This is a genomic window from Paenibacillus sp. KACC 21273, from assembly GCF_028736095.1.
GTDB classification, from domain to species: domain Bacteria; phylum Bacillota; class Bacilli; order Paenibacillales; family Paenibacillaceae; genus Saccharibacillus; species Saccharibacillus kyungheensis.
On record NZ_CP117876.1, the window covers coordinates 2277107 to 2297061 of the forward strand.

Below are 19955 nucleotides of genomic sequence, written 5' to 3' on the forward strand. Positions count from 1 at the left end.
CAGAAAATGAATGTAAAAAAATGAAAATTTTCAGTTCTAGACAGCTTCTGCTTATGTTACAATACACTCTGTAGCAATTTTGTGATGATGTATATTTAAAAAAGAGATATTTAACATAGACAGGAGCATTATTTAGTATGAGTTTGTTATCAGTAGAAAATGTAACACATAATTTTGGAGACCGAACATTATTTCGGGATGTATCTTTTCGTCTGCTTGCTGGAGAGCATGTAGGCTTAGTCGGTGCAAATGGTGCTGGCAAATCAACATTGATGAATATTATGACAGGTAAACTGTTGAAAGATAGCGGTAAAGTCGAATGGGCTCCGCGTGTACGTTATGGTTATTTAGATCAGCATACCAAGTTAACAGAAGGAAAAACAGTACGTGATGTACTGAAAGATGCTTTTCTTCCGTTGCTAGAATTAGAGCAGGAGTTAAATGAAGTCACCAATCAGATGGCTGAAGCATCCCCGGAACAATTGGAAGTATTGTTAGAACGAATGGGTGATATTCAAGAGCAACTGGAAATAGGAGACTTTTATCTATTAGATACCAAAGTTGAAGATATGGCTTACGGTCTTGGACTCAATGTTATTGGACTTGATAAAGACGTAACAGCTTTGAGCGGGGGTCAGCGTACCAAAGTACTGCTTGCCAAGCTATTACTGGAAAAGCCTAATGTTTTGTTGCTGGATGAGCCTACCAACTATTTGGATGTAGAGCATATTCAATGGCTAACTCGTTATCTACAAGAATATCCACATGCTTTCGTATTGATCTCACATGATACAGATTTTATGAATCAAGTCGTGAATGTAATTTATCATTTGGAATTTGCCAAATTAAATCGTTATACAGCTGATTATAATAAGTTTTTAGAAATGGCTGATATTCAAAAGCATCAACATATCGAAGCCTTTGAAAAACAGCAAGATTTTATCAAAAAACAAGAAGAATTTATTCAAAAAAATAAAGCGCGTGCATCTACATCCGGTCGTGCAAAAAGTCGTGAAAAGCAATTAAATCGTATCGAACGTATCGACAAACCAGAAGAATTTGCTAAGCCAACATTTAATTTCAAAGAAGCTCGTGCAAGTAGTAAAACAGTCTTTGAAGGTAAAGACTTTGAGATTGGATATACACATGCTTTATTGCCTAAAATGACAATGAATATTGAACGTGGTGAAAAAATTGCGATTGTTGGTTGTAACGGTGTAGGTAAATCAACATTGCTCAAAACTATTCTAGGTAAACTTCAACCGGTTAGTGGTAAAACTTATCTTGGCGATTATTTGCATTCTGCTTATTTTGAGCAGGAAGTACGTCCAGACCAATTGACACCGATAGATGAAGTATGGAATGAATTTTCACATTTAAGTCAAAATGAAGTACGTGGTCATCTGGCACGTTGTGGTCTGAAAAATGAGCACATCACGCGCCCAATGCGTATGCTAAGTGGTGGAGAGCAAGCGAAAGTTCGTTTGTGCAAACTATTACTGCGTGAAAGCAACTGGGTATTATTCGATGAACCGACCAATCACTTGGATGTTCATGCTAAAAATGAATTAAAACGCGCTTTAAAAGCATATAAAGGTACAGTATTGCTCGTGTCTCACGAACCTGAATTTTATGAAGATTGGGTTACTAAAATTTGGGATGTTGAGCAGTGGTCTGAAGCTAAAGCGAAATAAAAGATTTTCCATCTTTTTAAGATGTCGTAGCTAGTTGTACTCATTTGTTTTTAGAATGAACTGTGAAAAATGACTTTATAAAGAGTCTGAGAATCATTTGCTTTATTGAATAGTCTTTGCTAAGATGAATAACAAATTGAATAGCTTGAATGCACTAGGGGGGCCGCTTGAGGCTGAGATGAAAGCAGATATTGCTTTCGGACCCTTTGTACCTGATCTGGATCATACCAGCGTAGGGAAGTGGTAGCAGAGTTTCGGAAATGTTAGATCATATTAACGATAAAGTCTTTTACTGTATAGAATAGTAATTATTTTGTACAGGAGCAGCTTATGGTGATCTAAAATATGGTTTCCGTTATTTTAAAATAATCTTGTTTGCTCTCAGACAAGGCTCATTATTTTCTAGGTCTATACTAGCCACTTCTTGAATAATAAGAAGTGGCTTTTTTGCGTTTGCTTATACACTTTTGAGGAAAGGAGGGTATATACCGATATGGAACTTCATGCAATCAGTACAGGTCAACAATCGATCTACCAGTTTGTAAAGGTAGCTTCACAGATACATCCGTGGACAACCGCTATTCATATTCGTGAAAAAAAGTGGTCTGATTCTCAGATTATTAATGCTGTCCAGCAGCTCATGCACACAGGAGTACCACTATCCAAAATAAGGATCAATAGTCGACCTCAATTAGCAGCGGATCTAAAAATAGGGGGTGTGCATTTAAGTGAACATATGTCTTATGTAAATGCAGATGATCCTCCTTCACTATGGAAAGTCGGGCGATCTGTTCACAGTATAGAGCAAGCATTACAAGCTCAAAGTGAAGGGATAGATTATCTTTTTTACGGTCATATTTATTCGACTAACTCTAAACCTGATCTGATTCCACAAGGATTGGATCAATTGGAAAAGCTTTGTCATGCGGTATCTATACCTGTTATTGCAATAGGTGGTATTCAGCCATCACACTGCCAAGATATTCATCAAGCAGGCGCTAGAGGGGTAGCTGTAATGTCTGGTGTTTTTGAAGCAGAACATCCTCAGCATGCCTGTCAGTTGTATAGCCAAAGTATGCAATATATGACTTCTACGCATCTACAATCATTAGGAAAGAAGTGAATCGGCTGATGGTTCATCTATCTAATCTCAAAACTAATCATTATGACGTAATCGTTGTAGGTGCTGGAGTGATCGGTGCTGCTATTGCTTATGAACTGGCGCAGCAAGGAGTCAAAGTAGCTTTGCTTGAAAAAAATCAACCAGCTTCTGGCGCATCAGGTGCAGCAGGAGGGATGTTAGCGGCTCATTCTGAACATTTTGCTCATCCAGAATTGTACCAATTGGCATTATACAGTCAATCGCTATATAGCAAGCTTGCGACTGATCTATTGGAGAAAACAGGGATTGATATTGGACTGCGAACAGAAGGATTTTTGCTACCACTGACCAAGCAAGAATTACATTTAAGACATAAAGACCCACTTCAAGCAGATCAAAGGTATGACAAGACATTTGATGAAAATTTATTTCCTTTACCAAATAAAAGTCATATTTCCGCTTCTACACATAACGATTCAAAAGTAGATCGCAAAGAGTGGTGGAGCCCATCATATCTAGCACAAGTTGAGCCACATATTTATGCTCCTTCTGGAATGATCTACAATCCAGATGAACCGCAATTAATTCCAGCTTTGTTTAATCAAGCGCTTGTTCAAGCAGCGATTCAGCATCATGTCGATTTTTATCCTGAGACAGAAGTATACCGTTTACTGCATTCGCAAGGTGAAAATTATATTACAGGTGTAATCACTAATCAAGGAGAAATCTACGCTGAACAAGTAGTGTTAACCACAGGCTTGAGTACACAACAATTGCTAGCAACAGAGCAGTATAGTTTACCTTTGGTACCGGTCAAAGGAGAACTCATTGAAGTCAGTACTTCTTCTCAATATCTTGGACATACGATTTATGGAGAAGGCATTTATATTATTCCCAAAAGTAATCATCGCATCTGGATTGGAGCTACCAGTAAACCAGAACGTACAGATACAACAGTAGATATTTCTGCGATTGCTCAGTTATTGTCGGGAGCAGAGCAATTTCTGCCTGCGATAGGATCAGCTACGTTTGAACGTTGTTGGTCAGGGATACGTCCTGGAACACCGGATGAATTACCTTATTTAGGAAGGATTCAACCGCTTGCTGGATTATGGACAGCTTCAGGGCATTATCGAAATGGGATGTTGTTAGCTGCTGGCACAGCCAAATGGATGGCAGAGGCATTAATAAATAATGACACAGCGCATATTCCTGATCGCTTTTCACCAGAACGAGCTTTGCAAAAATCGAAATCTTTATCATCGAAATCTCGATCTACAGCTAAAGGAGTGACTACATGGAATTAATTATCAATGGTCATCGGAAATATGTAGAACCTGAATACAACACAGTATCCAAATTGCTAGAATCATTATCTCTTGGTCACAAAACAGTGATTGTAGAACATAATCAACAAATTTTGCAAAAAGAAGAGCATCCACATATTACACTGGCAGACAAAGATATATTAGAGATTGTACATTTTGTAGGAGGTGGCTGATTTGTTAACGATAGGTACACATACATTTACATCGAGACTGTTACTAGGCACAGGGAAGTTTACAGATTTGCAGATTCAGAATCAGGCGGTAGAAGCATCGGGCACAGAAGTGCTAACATTTGCAGTAAGACGATTGAATTTGGATCAAGTGAATGAACCGAATTTTCTAGAAATGTTAGATCTCCAAAAATATAAACTATTGCCTAATACCGCAGGAGCCAAAACAGCCGAAGAAGCTATTCGGATAGCACGTCTGGCAAAAGCTTCTGGATTATGTGATATGATAAAAGTAGAAGTTATCGGAGATGATACGTTGCTTTTACCTGATCCTTTAGAGACGGTCAAAGCTTGCGAAGTCTTGCTAGCAGAAGGATTTATTGTTCTGCCGTATATCTCTGACGATTATATGTTAGCCAAACGCTTACAGCAACTTGGTGTACATGCGATTATGCCTGGAGCTTCCCCAATCGGTTCTGGTAAAGGAATACTTAATCCTTCGGCGTTGCAATGGATTATTGATCAAGCGACTGTGCCTGTGATTGTCGATGCCGGTATACGCTCACCGAAAGATGCTGCGTATGCGATGGAACTTGGAGCCGATGCGGTACTCCTTAATAGTGCTGTCTCTGGCGCAACGGATCCTGTCAAAATGGCAAAAGCTATGAAGCTAGGTGTGGAAGCAGGACGATTAGGAAGGGAAGCAGGCATGATTCCTGTACGTGAGTATGCTGTGGCGAGCAGTCCAGCAGAAGGGATGATCACGACTTGAACGTGAATAATACCAATAACCAGCAACAACCAGAACAACATAATCGGTACTCCAGACAAGTGCGATTTACTCCTTTAGGTCAAAAAGGTCAGCAACATTTGACAGAAGCTACTGTTCTTATCGTAGGAGCTGGAGCTTTGGGTTCTAGCTCCGCAGAGACACTCGTTCGTGCAGGAGTAGGCAAAGTAATTATTGCAGATCGCGATTATGTAGAATGGAGTAATTTGCAAAGACAACAACTGTTTACAGAACAAGATGCTCAAGATCGTATGCCCAAAGCTATCGCTGCTCAACGTCGTCTACAACAGATTAATTCTGACGTAACTATTGAAGCACATATGGCAGACGTAACGGCTGATGAAATGAATGATCTAGCCAAAGGGGTAGATCTGATCATGGATGCGACAGATAATTTTGAGACTCGATTAATGATTAATGATATTTCGCAAAAATATAATATTCCCTGGATATATGGTGGTTGTGTAGGAAGCTACGGCATTACATTTACGATTATCCCAGGAATCACGCCTTGTCTACAATGCTTAATGGAATCTGCACCACTTGGAGGAGATACTTGTGATACTTCAGGTATTATTCCTCCTGCTGTTCAGATGGTTGTAGCTCATCAGTGTACAGAAGCCATTAAGCTTCTTAGCGGTAATACAGATCAATTACGTGGTACATTGTTATCATTTGACTTATGGAATAATGAACAGGTCTCTATCAAAATGAATAGTGCACGCAAGCCAAATTGTCCTTCTTGTGGTAGCCAACCTACGTATCCCCATCTCACTCAAGCGGGTCAAAGTAAAACAGAAGTACTATGCGGTAGAGATACGGTACAGATTCGTCCAGCACAAAAAATGATAATAGATCTAGAGCAGACCGCTCAACGCTTAGCCAAGCTTGAAGAAAATCAAGTGAGTGTTACTCCTTTTTTGGTATCTATGATAATGCCAAATGAACAGCGTTTTGTTATTTTCCGTGATGGTCGTGTTATGGTGCATGGTACAAAAGATATAGCAGAAGCACGCACTTTATATCATCGTTATTTTGGTTGAAAAGGAGGGAATAGGATGACTAATATTGAGAATGAATCGACATGGCCGATCTGGGCAACAGAATCAGTAGAGATTGCACCACCTGATCCACAATGGATAGAGCAGGGCAAATTCTATACAAATGAATTAACGCAGTTACTATCTCCTGTGGATATACAACATATTGAACATTTTGGTAGTACAGCGATACCCAATCTTCCTGCCAAACCTATTATAGATATGATGGCAATTACAGATTCATTTGATCAATTACCAGTTATTATTCCTATATTGGAAAAAGAAGATTGGCATTACGTTCCGCCTGAATTAGATGGTAAACAGCATCGCCGATTTTTTGTCAAAGTGATCAATGATAAGCGTGCAGCTCATTTGCATATCGTATTGCAACAAGGTCAGCAATGGCAAAATCAACTTCTGTTTCGGGATCGATTGATCGCACATCCAGAATGGGCAGAGCAATACGGGCAATTGAAGCAACATTTAGCAATAGACAACAAAGATGATCGAGAAGCATACACTCAAGCCAAAACAGAATTTGTACAAAATATTCTAGATCATCATGACAAAATATAATTTTTAGGAATGAAAGAGTATAGAGTAAGAATTTATGTATAGTTGATCAACATAAGAGATCAGTATGTATTACTTCTTATTTTGTTCTTGTTGTTAGATACGCAAGATTCTACTTGCTTCATTAATTTTCATGACTAAGGCTCATTACACAAAAAATCCATCGAACCAGCAATGCTCTCTGGTCGATGGATTTTTGATTTTGTTGCTTTTTAGTGATGATTTATTTTTACATATGTAGCAAAATAAAAGGATCAAACAAATATAGCAAAGTAAATAAAAGTAGCAAAGTGCATAAAAGAGTTAAACAAATCGATTCAATTGTAGTTACTTATTCAATAGAGTAGAGAACTATACTGCAGAAACGATATAACAATTAATCTCTACTCTGAATAATTAACAATAGACCGCCTTCGATACTGACTGTACCTTCTTCGTTGATTAGATGATTACTAATACCACGGGATTGACCCATCCGTAGAGTAGCTTGCTCTAATGGATATTGAAATCCGGTAAGATTAATGCCGGTCACTTCAGATGTAATAGGCAATAAAGAAATATAAGGGAAACCACGATTTTCAATAACGGCTTGTGTACTGGTAAGGGAAATATAATTATTCATATCCATAATGCTGCAACTTACCTGATGTTGAACCGCCCGTACAAGAAGTTGTACATTGGCCAACGTATGATCAAATCGTGTACCCAGTGCCCCTAAAATTAAAATATCGCGAATATGACGTTCCATCGCTATTTCAAAAGCAGCTTCGGTATCAGACCAATCTTTTTCAACCGAATCATAGACAATCAATTGATCACTGTTAGCTTTGATATTTGCTAGATCATGTTCACGATCGGTCAGTGAATCGAAGTCTCCTACAGCCACATGGGGATGAATACCATGTTCAATTAAAAATAGTGCTCCACGATCAGCACCAATAATCAAATCGTCTTCTTGAATTTGTTGCAAAAAGTCAGGATGTAATTGACCACCCGAGAAAATAATAGCACGCTTCATCAACATGAATCAGCCCTCGTTTCATCTCATACTAGAGATCTATTGTATCGTTTATATGTGAATTTAGTATAAATAAAAAAAGATATATTGAAATTGTAGTTGCATAACTTTCTATCACACAGATACAATAGAAAAGACGAGCAATCAAACGAGTTATAGATTTTTTTGCTTATGAAAGCGCGAACATCAATATAAGCCGTTTGAAAGTTCGATTTCTACTGTAAGTACTTAAAGAACTACAAATTTTAGATTTCAGGTAAAAAGTATTTTAATGCAGCAGGAAGTTCTTTTTGCCAGAAGCCCCACAAATGTTTACCATCTTTTTCACTATATTGTACAGTTGCTCCACGTGCTTGCAAAAGATCACGAGTGTCGCGGTTTAATTGTACAAAATCGTAAATACCTGTATCGCTCTCAAAATCTGTTTCTTGCAGACCGACAATCATGTATACATTCAAATCTGTAAGATTTTGAGCTTGTGCGATAATATCCTGACTTTGTTGATAATAAGCACCGGATAGACTAATCACCTGCTGAAACAGTTCAGGATATAACAGGGACAGATGGATCGAAACGCTGCCGCCAAGTGAATCGCCAGCTAGAATTCGTTGATCTGGAGTGCGTCGCACAGGATATTTTTGCTCGATATATGGAATGATTTCTTCAGCAAAACAAGCGGTGTATTTTTCGAAGCGATCGCCAAATGGAGCATATTCTTGCGTTCTAATCTTCGTATTTACTTCTACACCTACGATAATAAAAGGCTCGATATTTTCATCTAAAATTAATTGGTTGGCATACGTAGCAATTCGACCAAAGTTGAAAAATTCTTCACCGTCCTGACAATACACTACAGGATAACTTAATACTTCATTATAGCCTGGCGGCAAGTAAATCCGTAATGTACGACTTTCACCAAGATGGCTGCTTTCGATTTGTTCTTTCAGTATTGTTCTTTTAAGATAACGGGAATCTGTCACAGCGATCACCTTTTTCGGGAATATTTTTTGCATTGCGTATCACAATGCGTTAAGATTGTTTCGTGCGGTCGTAAAGTCTTTGAATACAAAGATCATAAAACTGTTATACAAATATTAACCTGCTGTTATACATACAATAATACACATATCTACTAAATTTCAATGTATGTTTTGACGAATGGAGTAGAACAGGTGTATAATAATTCTATAACAGCGGGACATGATATTCAAATTTTTTATTGAGGTGAATAAAATGAGCAAGGTTCCTTATGAAGTTTATACGGAGGACGTGGAAGCTCTTTCCGTTCTTTCTCCTGAAGGCAAAATCGTCAACAAAGATTTACTACCTGATCTTAACGATGATCAATTGAAAGAAATTATGTATCGTATGGTCTTCACACGTAGTTGGGATGATCGTGCAGTTAACTTAGGTCGTCAAGGTCGTCTTGGTTTCTATGCACCAGTATCTGGTCAAGAAGCTACAATGGTTGGTAGCGAATTCGCTTTGCAAAAAGAAGATTTCGTATGCCCGGGTTACCGTGATATTCCTCAGTTGGTATGGCACGGATTGCCACTTTATCAAGCATTCTTGTACTCTCGTGGACATCAACACGGTGGACAAATTCCTGATGGCGTTAACGTTTTAATGCCGCAAATCATCATTGGTGCACAAATTTTGCATGCAATGGGTATTGCTATGGCTTACAAATTGAAAAAACAAAAACAAGTTGTTATTGCTTACACAGGTGATGGTGGTTCTTCTGAAGGTGACTTCTATGAAGGTCTTAACTATGCTGGTGTATACAAATTGCCTGTTATTTTCTTTGTACAAAATAACGGTTATGCAATTACAACTCCTTTCGCAAAACAAACAGCTGCATTGTCGATCGCTCATAAAGCGGTTGCAGCAGGTATCAAAGGCGTAAAAGTAGATGGTATGGACGTTCTTGCTGTTATCAAAGCGGTCCAAGATGCTGCTGAACGCGGACGTAATGGTGAAGGTGCTACATTGATCGAAGCTGTTACTTACCGTTTCCGTCCTCACTCCATGTCTGATGATACAAGTAAATATCGTACTAAAGATGAAGAAGGTATCTGGAGTGAAAAAGATCCTATCGCTCGTCTTGCTAAATACTTGGCTGAAAAAGGTCTCTGGACTGATGAAGATACAGAGCGCGTAAGAGAAGAAGCTAAAGCTAAAGTAAATGAAGAAATCAAAAAAGCAGAGAAAACAGAGAAAATGACTGTTTCTGGCTTGATTGATAGCATGTTTGAACAAACACCTCAACACTTGGAAGAGCAAAAAGCTGATTTCGAATAAGAGGTTTCTAAAAATAGAGCGTTAATCTAGATCCTTGATGCGTGAACATGAACAGTGAAATGTTTAAGGAGGAAATGAAGCAAATGGCACAAATGAATATGAAAGAAGCGATTCGTGATGCGCTTCGCGTTGAATTGAAAAATGATCCTAATGTGATCCTTTTCGGAGAAGACGTAGGTCATGTTGGTGGCGTATTCCGCGCAACAGAAGGTCTGCAAGCAGAATTTGGTGAAGATCGTGTATTTGATACACCTCTTGCTGAGTCAGCTATCGGTGGTTTGGCAGTAGGTTTGGGTATCCAAGGATTCCGTCCTGTTGCTGAAATCCAATTCGTAGGTTTTATTTTTGAAGCACTTGACCAAATGGTTGTTCAAGCAGCTCGTATGCGTTACCGTTCTGGTGGCAAATACAATTCTCCAATCGTTTTCCGTACACCTTTCGGTGGCGGTGTAAAAGCGGCAGAATTGCATACTGATTCTCTAGAAGGCTTGCTTACACAAACTCCAGGTATCAAAGTGGTTATCCCTTCTAACCCTTACGATGCTAAAGGACTTATGATCGCATCTATTCGTGATAACGATCCTGTATTCTTTATGGAGCATTTGAACTTGTACCATGCATTCCGTGCAGAAGTACCTGAAGAAGCTTATACAGTAGAATTGGGTAAAGCAAACGTAGTACGTGAAGGTTCTGATGTAACAATCATCGCTTACGGCATGATGGTTCACACAGCTACTAAAGCGGCTGATCAATTGGCTGAAGAAGGAATCAAAGCAGAAATTATTGACCTTCGTACAGTAAGCCCGATTGATATTGATACAATCGTAGCTTCTATCCAAAAAACAAATCGTGCAATCGTTGTTCAAGAAGCACAAAAAAGTGCTGGCGTAGCAGCAGAAGTTATTGCACAAATCAATGAAAAAGCAATCTTGCACTTGGAAGCTCCAGTACTGCGTGTAGCAGGACCGGATACTGTTTATCCATTTGCACAAATTGAAGATTCTTGGTTGCCATCACCTAAACGTGTTATTGATGCAGTCAAAAAAGTAGTTCAATTCTAAAATAGTTTTTATTGTCAAAAGGCGGGTACATGAGCATATTCATTCAGTTTGATGATCGTCCTTTGGATACTCGTTAAATCGAAGAATATAATTTTGCGGACGCCTTTTGGCTTTGAAATATGCACTAAATAGATTAGGTAAAGAGATATTGCTGAATGATAGGAGTGGAATCAATTGTTCAGCAATCTAAATAGGGAGGTTTTGCAAGTGGCAAAATTTATTTATAAATTTCCAGAGCTTGGTGAAGGTTTGCATGAAGGCGAAATCATCAAAATGCATATCAAACCAGGTGATAAAGTAACAGACGATAGCATCATTATGGAAGTACAAAATGATAAAGCAGTAGTTGAAGTACCTTGTCCAGTTGATGGAACAGTACTTGAAGTATTAACAAAAGACGGTCAAGTTTGTCATGTAGGCGAAACGGTAGCAATTATCGAAGCTGAAGGTGACATTCCAGATCAAGACGAAGAAGAAACAGCTCCAGAACAAAAAAGCGGTCAAGAACAAGAATCTGTTCAAGGCGGAGTAGATACAACTTCATCTCCTGCTGCTGACAGCCCTGCTGATGCAAAAGAAGGTAAAGAAACAAATGCTTCTACACCAGCAGCTCCTAACAAAGATGTTCTAGCTACTCCAAGCGTTCGTAAATTTGCTCGTGAGCAAGGTGTTGATCTAGCACAAGTTAGTGGCACTGGCAACAACGGTAAAATTACACGTGAAGATGTAGAATCTTTCAAACAAGGTGGAGGACAAGTTTCTTCCCAAACTTCAGAAGTAGCAGCAGAAGAAAAAACATCTTCTCCAGTAGCACCAGCGGCAGCTCCTACAGCTATCGCAACAGGTGGAGACGAAGAGCGCGTACCATTCAAAGGTATTCGTAAAGCGATCTCTAACGCTATGGTTAAATCTGCATACACAGCTCCACACGTAACGATTATGGATGAAGTAGACGTTACAGAATTGGTAGCTTTCCGTACGCGTATGAAACCACTTGCTGAGAAAAAAGGCATCAAAGTAACATACTTGCCATTCATCGTAAAAGCACTTGTTGCTGCTACTCGTGAATTCCCAGCATTGAACGCTTCTATTGACGAAGCTTCTAACGAAATTGTTTACAAAAAACATTATGATGTAGGTATTGCTACAGACACAGATAACGGTCTAATCGTTCCTGTTGTTAAAGATGCAGATCGTAAGAGCATCTTCATGATCGCAAGCACAATCAATGATTTGGCTGTACGTGGTCGCGAAGGTAAATTGTCTGCTAATGAAATGCGTGGAAGCACAATTTCTATCTCTAACATCGGTTCTGCTGGCGGTATGTTCTTTACTCCAATCATCAACTTCCCAGAAGTTGCTATCTTGGGAACTGGACGTATCAGCGAAAAAGCTGTTGTTAAAAATGGCGAAATCGTAGCAGCACCTGTAATGGCTCTATCCCTAAGCTTTGACCACCGTATTATCGATGGTGCAACAGCACAGAACTTTATGAACTTTATCAAATCACTTCTCGCTAATCCCGAGTTGCTGGTTATGGAGGTGTAATCAATGGTAGTAGGCGATGCTTCACTCGATATTGATACTTTAGTTATTGGTGCAGGACCTGGTGGATATGTAGCTGCAATTCGTGCGGCTCAATTGGGTCAAAAAGTTTTGATCGTAGATAAATCCGAACTAGGCGGCGTATGTTTGAACCGTGGTTGTATTCCTTCTAAAGCGCTAATCTCTGCAGCTCACCAATTCGAAGCTGCACAACATGGCGAAGCTTTCGGTATTACAGCTGAAAATGTAAAAGTGGATTTCTCCAAAACTCAAGAATTCAAATCAGGCGTTGTTAAAAAAATGACTTCTGGTGTAGCTGGATTGTTGAAAGGTAACAAAGTAGAAGTATTCCAAGGCGAATGCATGTTCATTAACCAAAATGAAGCACGTGTATTCAACGATCATGAATCTCCTCGTTACCGTTTCAAAAACTGTATTATTGCAACAGGTTCTCGTCCAATCGAACTTAAAGCATTCCCATTTGGTGGACGTATTCTTTCTTCTACAGAAGCATTGAATTTACCTGAAATTCCGAAAAGCATGGTTGTTATCGGCGGTGGTTACATCGGCGCTGAGCTTAGCCAAATGTATGCTAAATTCGGTACTAAAATTACAATCATCGAAGGTCTGGATACAGTATTGCCAGGATTCGATAAAGATATGACTAGCCTTGTTGCTAAAAACATGAAGAAATCCGGTATGGAAATCTTCACGAATGCGAAAGCGGAAAGCGCAGAGCAAACAGATAAAGATGTAACTGTTAAATTCAGCGTTGGTGGCGAATCTAAAGAAGTTACAGCAGAATACTTGCTAGTAACAGTTGGTCGTCGTCCTAACACTGATGGTGAGTTGGGTCTTGATCTAATCGAGATGGAATTGGACGATCGTGGTTTGATCAAAATTGATCACCAAGGACGCACAAACATTCCTCACATCTTCGCTATCGGTGATATCGTTGCTGGTCCTGCTCTAGCTCACAAAGCTTCTTACGAAGCTAAAGTAGTAGCTGAAGTTATTGCTGGTGAATCTTCTGTAATTGATTACAAATGTGTTCCGGCTGTTGTATTTACAGATCCAGAATGCTCTAGTGTTGGTTACACAGAGACAGAAGCAAAAGAAAAAGGTTACAAAGTATCTGCTGGTAAATTCCCTTATGCAGGTAACGGTCGCGCAACTTCTTTGAACAACACAGAAGGTTTCGTGAAAATCGTAGCAGACGAAGAAACAGGTCTTGTTCTTGGTTCTCAAATCGTAGGTTTGGAAGCTTCTAACATGATCGCTGAAATGGGTCTTGCTATCGAAATGGGCGCAACTCTTGAAGATTTGGCATTGACTATCCATGCGCATCCAACATTGGGTGAAATCGTAATGGAAGCGGCTGAATTGGTTATGGGTCACCCTATCCATGTTATCGCTCCACGCAAAAAATAATAAATAAACAGTTATGTTATATATCATCGTACTCTTATATACATTACTGTATATAGCATAAGTGGTTACTCAAAGCCGTCAGAATACATTTCTGACGGCTTTTTGCTGTTTTTTATGAATACATAAAATAAGAATCTTCCACAAAATAATTGACAATCATGCTATCACTAGGTGTATAATCTTTTAATAGTAATTATTACGATTAAAAGTGTGATGGGGGACAATATTATGGTAATCAATCAACAAGCGAAAATTCCAGTAACCGTACTTAGTGGTTATTTAGGTTCAGGCAAAACAACGGTTCTTAATCATGTACTTAATAATCGGGATGGATTAAAAGTAGCTGTGATCGTCAATGATATGAGTGAAGTGAATATTGATGCAGGTTTAATCAAATCAGGAAGTACATTATCTCGAACAGAAGAAAAGCTAGTAGAAATTTCGAATGGATGTATCTGTTGTACATTACGGGACGATCTTTTATTAGAAGTAAAGCAGTTAGCAGAAGAAGGTCGATTTGATTATATCCTGATAGAGTCGTCTGGGATTAGTGAACCTATTCCTGTTGCTCAGACATTTAGTTATGCAGATGACTCACTAGCATTTGATTTAACGACTATTACACGTCTGGATTGTCTAGTGACTGTTGTAGATAGTAATCGGTTCTGGCATGATTATGAGTCTGGTGAAACTCTTTTAGAGCGAGGAGAAGCGGTAGGGGAGGATGATACTCGGGATGTGGTCGATTTATTGATCGATCAGATTGAGACTTGTGATGTAGTTATTTTGAATAAATGCGATCTTATTGGTGAATCAGAATTAAATAAATTAGAAGCGGTTATTCATAAACTTCAACCGAGTGCACGTATCATCCGTACTACCAAAGGTCAAATTGATCCTAAAGAAATTTTAAATACTCATTTATTCGATATGGAGAAAGCTTCTACTTCCGCAGGATGGATGCAAGAGTTACAAAAAGATCATCATACTCCTGAAACTGAAGAATACGGTATTCATTCTTTTGTATATCGACGTAGACGTCCTTTTGCACCCCAGCGATTGTACGATTTTATGGAAGAATGGCCTGAATCGATTATACGAGCTAAAGGATTAGTCTGGTTAGCTACAGGCGAAGATGTAGCAGCTACATTAGGACAAGCAAGCACATCGATTCAATTTGGTCCTGCTGGTCATTGGGTAGCAGCATTACCTGAAGATGAACGAAAACAGATTTTAGCAGAAGAACCAGAATTATTGGAACAATGGGATCAGCAGTGGGGAGATCGTATGACAGAGGTCGTTTTTATAGGCATAGAATTGGATCAATTGAAAATGGAGTCTGAACTAGATCAGTGTCTGTTAACCGATCAGGAGATGGAGCTAGATTGGTCCACACTGAACAATCCGTTACCCTGGGTAACACCGGAAGAGGATCATGTGAATGAAGCTGTAACACATTTGTTTGGTTGATAATTGCAGGTGAATTCATATCCTATGTTGTACATTTCTTTTCAAAAAATCAAGCGTATTCAATGTAAATATACAACAATCTATGATATAATAGAAAAGGCTGTTGGACATCATATCTGTTCGGTAGTGAACAGATTGAGAAAAGATTTAACCTATCCTTTAATGAATATGGTGTTTTTCTGAAAATTGAAGTTGAACATTTTTCACAATTAGGGTACATTAGTATAGTTGAATATTTTTGTCTATTAATTAGTGAAGTGAGGTGAATTCACATGCGCGTTATCGTAACTATGGCATGCACAGAGACTGGCGACCGTAATTATACTACAACCAAGAACAAAAGAAATCATCCAGAACGTCTTGAGTTGAAAAAATATTGCCCACGTCTAAAAAAATACACGATCCATCGTGAAACTCGTTAATATCTATTAACGTCTAAACGTTCGCCCATCTGTTTTATACAGATGGGTGTTTGTGTTTTTAGAACCTTTTTTTAGAGTACTATCTAGCTTTTAACATGATATTGAAATGTATAAAACCGTACTTCGCTGTTCAGCGTTGTATTTTAATACATATATTTTAGGATTGAATATAATTATTATCTATTTTATCAATATCTAAGTTGTATGTTGATCTGATTTTTACTATCATAATAAGAAGCTAGATAGATACGGATATTTTTTATATCTTATATTGAACGTTTAGCGAAGTCTTATGATGAGGTGAATTATGAAAGTATATTTAGAGCTATTACAAGATATTTTGGATCATGGTGCAGAAAAATCAGATCGTACCGGAACAGGAACGACATCTGTTTTTGGTAGACAAATGCGTATTGATCTGCAAAAAGGTTTTCCTTTACTAACAACGAAGAGGTTACATACTCGTTCGATTATACATGAATTGTTATGGTTTCTTAGTGGGAGTACGAATATTAAATATTTGCAAGATAATGGCGTTACGATCTGGGATGAGTGGGCAGATGAAGAAGGAAATCTAGGACGTGTCTATGGAGCACAGTGGAGAACATGGCGCGGGCCCGGTGGAGAAGTGATTGACCAGATTACGTCAGTAATCGGAAGTATTAAAAACAATCCAGACTCACGTCGGCATATTGTAAATGCTTGGAATGCAGCAGAAGTAGATTCGATGGCTTTGCCACCTTGTCATTATGCTTTCCAATTTTATGTAGCTAACGGCAAATTGTCTTGCATGTTCCAAATGCGATCGGTAGATACTTTCTTAGGATTGCCATTTAATCTGGCTTCGTATGCACTTCTCACTCATATGGTTGCACAGCAGTGTGATCTTGAAGTGGGTGATCTGGTATGGACGGGTGGAGATGTTCATATCTATGCTAACCATATGGAGCAAGCCAAATTACAGTTAACCAGAGAACCATATCCGTTGCCTCAGCTTCGTCTGGCTCGCAAACCGGATTCGATTTTTGATTATCATTTTGATGATTTTGTTTTTGAAAATTACGAGTATCATCCAGGAATCAAAGCACCTATTTCGGTATAATAAAATAGCCTATTCTGTTGTTTTATAAAGAACTCTTAACATCTTTTCTGTAACAAGAAAAAGAATTAAGAGTTTTTTTGTATAGTAAAATAACTTTGAAAAGCGCTATATGTATTACTCTCAAGTCTGTGCATCCAGTAGATTAGAATTAAATTACTACATCAATAAAAAACGAAGTAGATCAGCAAAAAGAACGAAACAGCTCCACTAAAAGATAAGTAATGATTAAATTTATGAATGACTATCTATAAAATATTTTATATATTGCTTTTTGGCAAATGATTGAGTATGTAAGGTTATAAAAGGTTCGGGATTTGGATAATAATGTGATGCCAATGACAGGTTTTGATGATATGATACAGTATAAACCTGTCTTAACGTATATTTTGGACATATGGAGGTCGTAAGTGGAATGACGATTACTATGATATGGGCGCAAGCAAACAACGGAGTCATTGGCAAAAATAATGACTTACCCTGGCGGTTGCCCCGCGATATGGCTTATTTCAAACAACAGACTCAGCACAAAACAGTAATAATGGGACGCAAAACATGGGAATCATTTGGTGGTAAGCCGCTACCCAATCGTCGTAATATTATCCTGACACGAAGTCATGATTTTCAAGCTAATGATGCTGAAGTTGTATATTCAGTAGAGGAAGCGATCCAGCTTGCAGATCCAGAGCAGGAATTAATGGTTATCGGCGGGTCTACAATTTATAAGCAGTTTTTGGATCATGCAGATCGTTTGTTAGTTACAGACATCGATCATGATTTTGCAGGAGATACGTATTTCCCAGAAGTAGATTGGTCGAAATGGAAAGAAGTTTCTACTACTCAAGGTGTACGAGATGACAAAAACGATTATAATTATTATTTTAAAGAATATTTGCATATTTAATCATTTTATGAGATATTTATGCGAAAATAAAAATCAGTTATCTATGCAGTAAACTATAATCAGCACTAATATTCATTTGAGCATGTATTAAAAGTATATGCTTTATCACAACGTTCAATGATTACAGTGGAAAAGTACGCAACGCCAAGAAATAAGCTTGCAAGATGTTTCACCACGGTGTAATCTCTATGTAAAAAGTACAAACAATCATGCGCATAATCCATTTTGTATTTATTTGTGTGAATGATAATCTAGAAAATAAACTTATTACAAGCAAGTATTGTGTTTTACAAGTAGTAAGACGACACCTAGATTCACTAAATAAAGAGAAGGTAACAAGATTGGATATCATAAAAATATCTGTACAACAAGCTTAGCAGTGACAGAACGGATGGGGGAAATGTTAAAATGTCTACACCAACTGGATTCATGGAATACAAAAGACAAATTCCCGCGGATCGCAATCCGCTTGAACGCGTAAAAGATTGGCAAGAGTTCCACAAACATATGGCAGAAGATGAGCTCCGTACACAAGGCGCTAGATGTATGGATTGTGGCACACCTTACTGTCACACAGGAATGGATATGGCTGGTGGAACTTTTGGTTGTCCGGTTCATAACTTGATTCCTGAATGGAATAACTTGGTGTATCGTGGATTGTGGAGAGAAGCGCTAGAGCGTCTACACAAAACAAATAATTTTCCTGAATTTACAGGGCGTATCTGTCCAGCACCGTGCGAAGGTTCGTGTACGGTAGGTCTGATCGGACAACCGGTAACGATCAAAACCATTGAAGAAGCGATTATTGAAAAAGGTTTTGAAGAAGGTTGGGTTGTTCCACAACCACCTGAAAAACGTACAGGTCGTCGTGTAGCGGTTATCGGATCAGGTCCAGCCGGTCTGGCGTGTGCAGCACAATTAAATAAAGCAGGTCATTCTGTTACTGTCTATGAGCGGTCTGATCGTGTTGGTGGATTGCTAACATATGGTATTCCAACAATGAAATTAGACAAAGGTATTGTTCAGCGTCGTGTTGACCTTTTGATCGCAGAAGGTATCGAATTTATTACAGGTACAGAAATTGGAAAAGATATTCCTGCGCAACAATTGGTTGATGAATATGATGCTGTTATACTTTGTGGCGGTGCAACGAAACCGCGTGAATTCAATATTGAAGGCAGCGAGTTAAACGGTGTTGTCTATGCTATGGATTTCCTAAACGGTTCGATTAAAAGTTATCTGGATAGCAATCTTGAAGATGGTAATTATTTATCTGCTCAAGATAAAAATGTTATTGTGATCGGCGGCGGTGATACTGGTTCTGACTGTGTAGCTACTTCGGTTCGTCATGGTTGCAGTACAGTCACTCAATTCGGTACGCATGACAAAGCGCCTTTAGAACGTGATCCTATTAGTAACCCGTGGCCACAATTCCCTAATGTGTACACATTGGATTATGCACAAGAAGAAGCAAAAGCGATATTCGGTAGTGACCCACGTGAATTCTCAATCATGACGACTAAATTTGTTGGTGATGAAAATGGTAACTTGAAAGAGTTGCATACGATTCAAATTCAACGTATTGTCGATGAGACCGGTCGTAAAATCTACCAACCAATCCCAGGTACAGAAAAAGTATTCCCTGCGGAACTTGCACTAATTGCTATCGGATTTGATGGTCCTGAACAAACGTTGCCACAACAATTAGGTCTAGCAACAGATCGCTGGACGAATGTTAAAGCACGTTATGGTAAATACAATACCAATGTAGATAAAGTATTTGCTGCTGGTGATATGCGTCGTGGACAAAGTCTAGTCGTATGGGCGATTAATGAAGGACGCGAAGCTGCGCGTGAAGTGGATAAATATTTGATGGGTTCAACAGTGCTTGTATAACAGAGTCATAGATCAATGAAGCAGTAGAGTGCTCTCTATGTGATAGCCAACGCCATACCAAGAAATCATTTAATAAAAGCTATCGTTAGCTAAGAATAGTTCTAGCTGACG

At 38.7% G+C, this 19955-nt stretch carries 18 protein-coding genes, 1 pseudogene and 1 riboswitch; of the genes and pseudogenes, 17 read left to right on the plus strand and 2 right to left on the minus strand.

Annotated elements, in window-relative coordinates; genetic code table 11:
- Positions 1-137: 137 nt before the first annotated feature.
- The 8 genes and pseudogenes from PQ460_RS23510 to PQ460_RS10350 form a co-directional block, all read left to right on the plus strand.
- Positions 138-726, plus strand: a pseudogene (locus tag PQ460_RS23510) (ATP-binding cassette domain-containing protein); the annotation flags it as partial.
- Between the two features lie 158 nt (positions 727-884).
- Positions 885-1694 (plus strand): ATP-binding cassette domain-containing protein, encoded by an 810-nt coding sequence (locus PQ460_RS23515; protein ID WP_443147211.1) that lies wholly within the window; start codon positions 885-887, stop codon positions 1692-1694.
- A gap of 146 nt (positions 1695-1840) precedes the next feature.
- A riboswitch (TPP riboswitch) is annotated at positions 1841-1950 on the plus strand.
- A gap of 237 nt (positions 1951-2187) precedes the next feature.
- Positions 2188-2817 (plus strand): thiamine phosphate synthase, encoded by a 630-nt coding sequence (locus PQ460_RS10325; RefSeq protein WP_274172583.1) that lies wholly within the window; start codon positions 2188-2190, stop codon positions 2815-2817.
- An 8-nt stretch (positions 2818-2825) separates the two neighbouring features.
- The gene (locus PQ460_RS10330) at positions 2826-4103 is read left to right on the plus strand and encodes an NAD(P)/FAD-dependent oxidoreductase (RefSeq protein ID WP_274172584.1); all 1278 of its coding nucleotides are present in this window, start codon (positions 2826-2828) and stop codon (positions 4101-4103) included.
- Positions 4094-4297 carry a sulfur carrier protein ThiS gene (gene thiS, locus PQ460_RS10335; protein ID WP_274172585.1) on the plus strand — a complete coding sequence of 68 codons (204 nt, stop codon included), beginning with the start codon at positions 4094-4096 and terminating at the stop codon, positions 4295-4297. The genes PQ460_RS10330 and thiS overlap by 10 nt, the downstream gene beginning before the upstream one ends.
- A 1-nt stretch (position 4298) precedes the next feature.
- Positions 4299-5066 (plus strand): thiazole synthase, encoded by a 768-nt coding sequence (locus PQ460_RS10340; protein ID WP_274172586.1) that lies wholly within the window; start codon positions 4299-4301, stop codon positions 5064-5066.
- A gap of 2 nt (positions 5067-5068) precedes the next feature.
- Positions 5069-6127, plus strand: a complete 1059-nt coding sequence (locus PQ460_RS10345) for a MoeB/ThiF family adenylyltransferase (RefSeq protein ID WP_274172587.1) — start codon at positions 5069-5071, stop codon at positions 6125-6127.
- Positions 6128-6142: 15 nt separating this feature from the next.
- Positions 6143-6700, plus strand: a complete 558-nt coding sequence (locus PQ460_RS10350; protein ID WP_274172588.1) for a GrpB family protein — start codon at positions 6143-6145, stop codon at positions 6698-6700.
- A 373-nt stretch (positions 6701-7073) separates the two neighbouring features.
- On the opposite strand, the gene PQ460_RS10355 is transcribed toward PQ460_RS10350, so the two are convergent.
- Together PQ460_RS10355 and PQ460_RS10360 are read right to left on the minus strand one after the other, a co-directional pair.
- Positions 7074-7721 carry a thiamine diphosphokinase gene (locus PQ460_RS10355; RefSeq protein ID WP_274172589.1) on the minus strand — a complete coding sequence of 216 codons (648 nt, stop codon included), beginning with the start codon at positions 7719-7721 and terminating at the stop codon, positions 7074-7076.
- A 239-nt stretch (positions 7722-7960) separates the two neighbouring features.
- The gene (locus PQ460_RS10360) at positions 7961-8695 is read right to left on the minus strand and encodes an alpha/beta hydrolase (protein ID WP_273612631.1); all 735 of its coding nucleotides are present in this window, start codon (positions 8693-8695) and stop codon (positions 7961-7963) included.
- 253 nt (positions 8696-8948) lie between these two features.
- Here PQ460_RS10360 and pdhA point away from each other — a divergent pair, with 253 nt between their 5' ends.
- From pdhA to PQ460_RS10405, 9 genes are all read left to right on the plus strand, one after another.
- Complete coding sequence (pdhA, locus tag PQ460_RS10365; protein WP_069325966.1) at positions 8949-10016, plus strand: pyruvate dehydrogenase (acetyl-transferring) E1 component subunit alpha; 1068 nt, start codon at positions 8949-8951, stop codon at positions 10014-10016.
- 83 nt (positions 10017-10099) lie between these two features.
- A complete protein-coding gene (locus PQ460_RS10370) occupies positions 10100-11077 on the plus strand; it encodes an alpha-ketoacid dehydrogenase subunit beta (RefSeq protein ID WP_273612630.1) in 978 nt (325 codons plus the stop codon).
- Positions 11078-11284: 207 nt separating this feature from the next.
- Positions 11285-12625, plus strand: a complete 1341-nt coding sequence (locus tag PQ460_RS10375; protein ID WP_274172590.1) for a dihydrolipoamide acetyltransferase family protein — start codon at positions 11285-11287, stop codon at positions 12623-12625.
- A 3-nt stretch (positions 12626-12628) separates the two neighbouring features.
- A complete protein-coding gene (gene lpdA / locus PQ460_RS10380; RefSeq protein ID WP_274172591.1) occupies positions 12629-14053 on the plus strand; it encodes a dihydrolipoyl dehydrogenase in 1425 nt (474 codons plus the stop codon).
- Positions 14054-14281: 228 nt separating this feature from the next.
- Positions 14282-15523, plus strand: a complete 1242-nt coding sequence (locus PQ460_RS10385; RefSeq protein WP_274172592.1) for a GTP-binding protein — start codon at positions 14282-14284, stop codon at positions 15521-15523.
- Between the two features lie 272 nt (positions 15524-15795).
- Entirely contained in the window at positions 15796-15945 is a 150-nt protein-coding gene (rpmG, locus tag PQ460_RS10390; protein ID WP_083243303.1) for a 50S ribosomal protein L33, read from the plus strand.
- Between the two features lie 307 nt (positions 15946-16252).
- Positions 16253-17047 (plus strand): thymidylate synthase, encoded by a 795-nt coding sequence (gene thyA, locus PQ460_RS10395; RefSeq protein ID WP_274172593.1) that lies wholly within the window; start codon positions 16253-16255, stop codon positions 17045-17047.
- A gap of 412 nt (positions 17048-17459) precedes the next feature.
- On the plus strand, positions 17460-17948 hold the full coding sequence (locus PQ460_RS10400; RefSeq protein WP_274172594.1) for a dihydrofolate reductase: 489 nt from the start codon (positions 17460-17462) through the stop codon (positions 17946-17948).
- A gap of 408 nt (positions 17949-18356) precedes the next feature.
- Positions 18357-19844, plus strand: a complete 1488-nt coding sequence (locus tag PQ460_RS10405; RefSeq protein WP_204823856.1) for a glutamate synthase subunit beta — start codon at positions 18357-18359, stop codon at positions 19842-19844.
- Positions 19845-19955 lie beyond the last annotated feature (111 nt).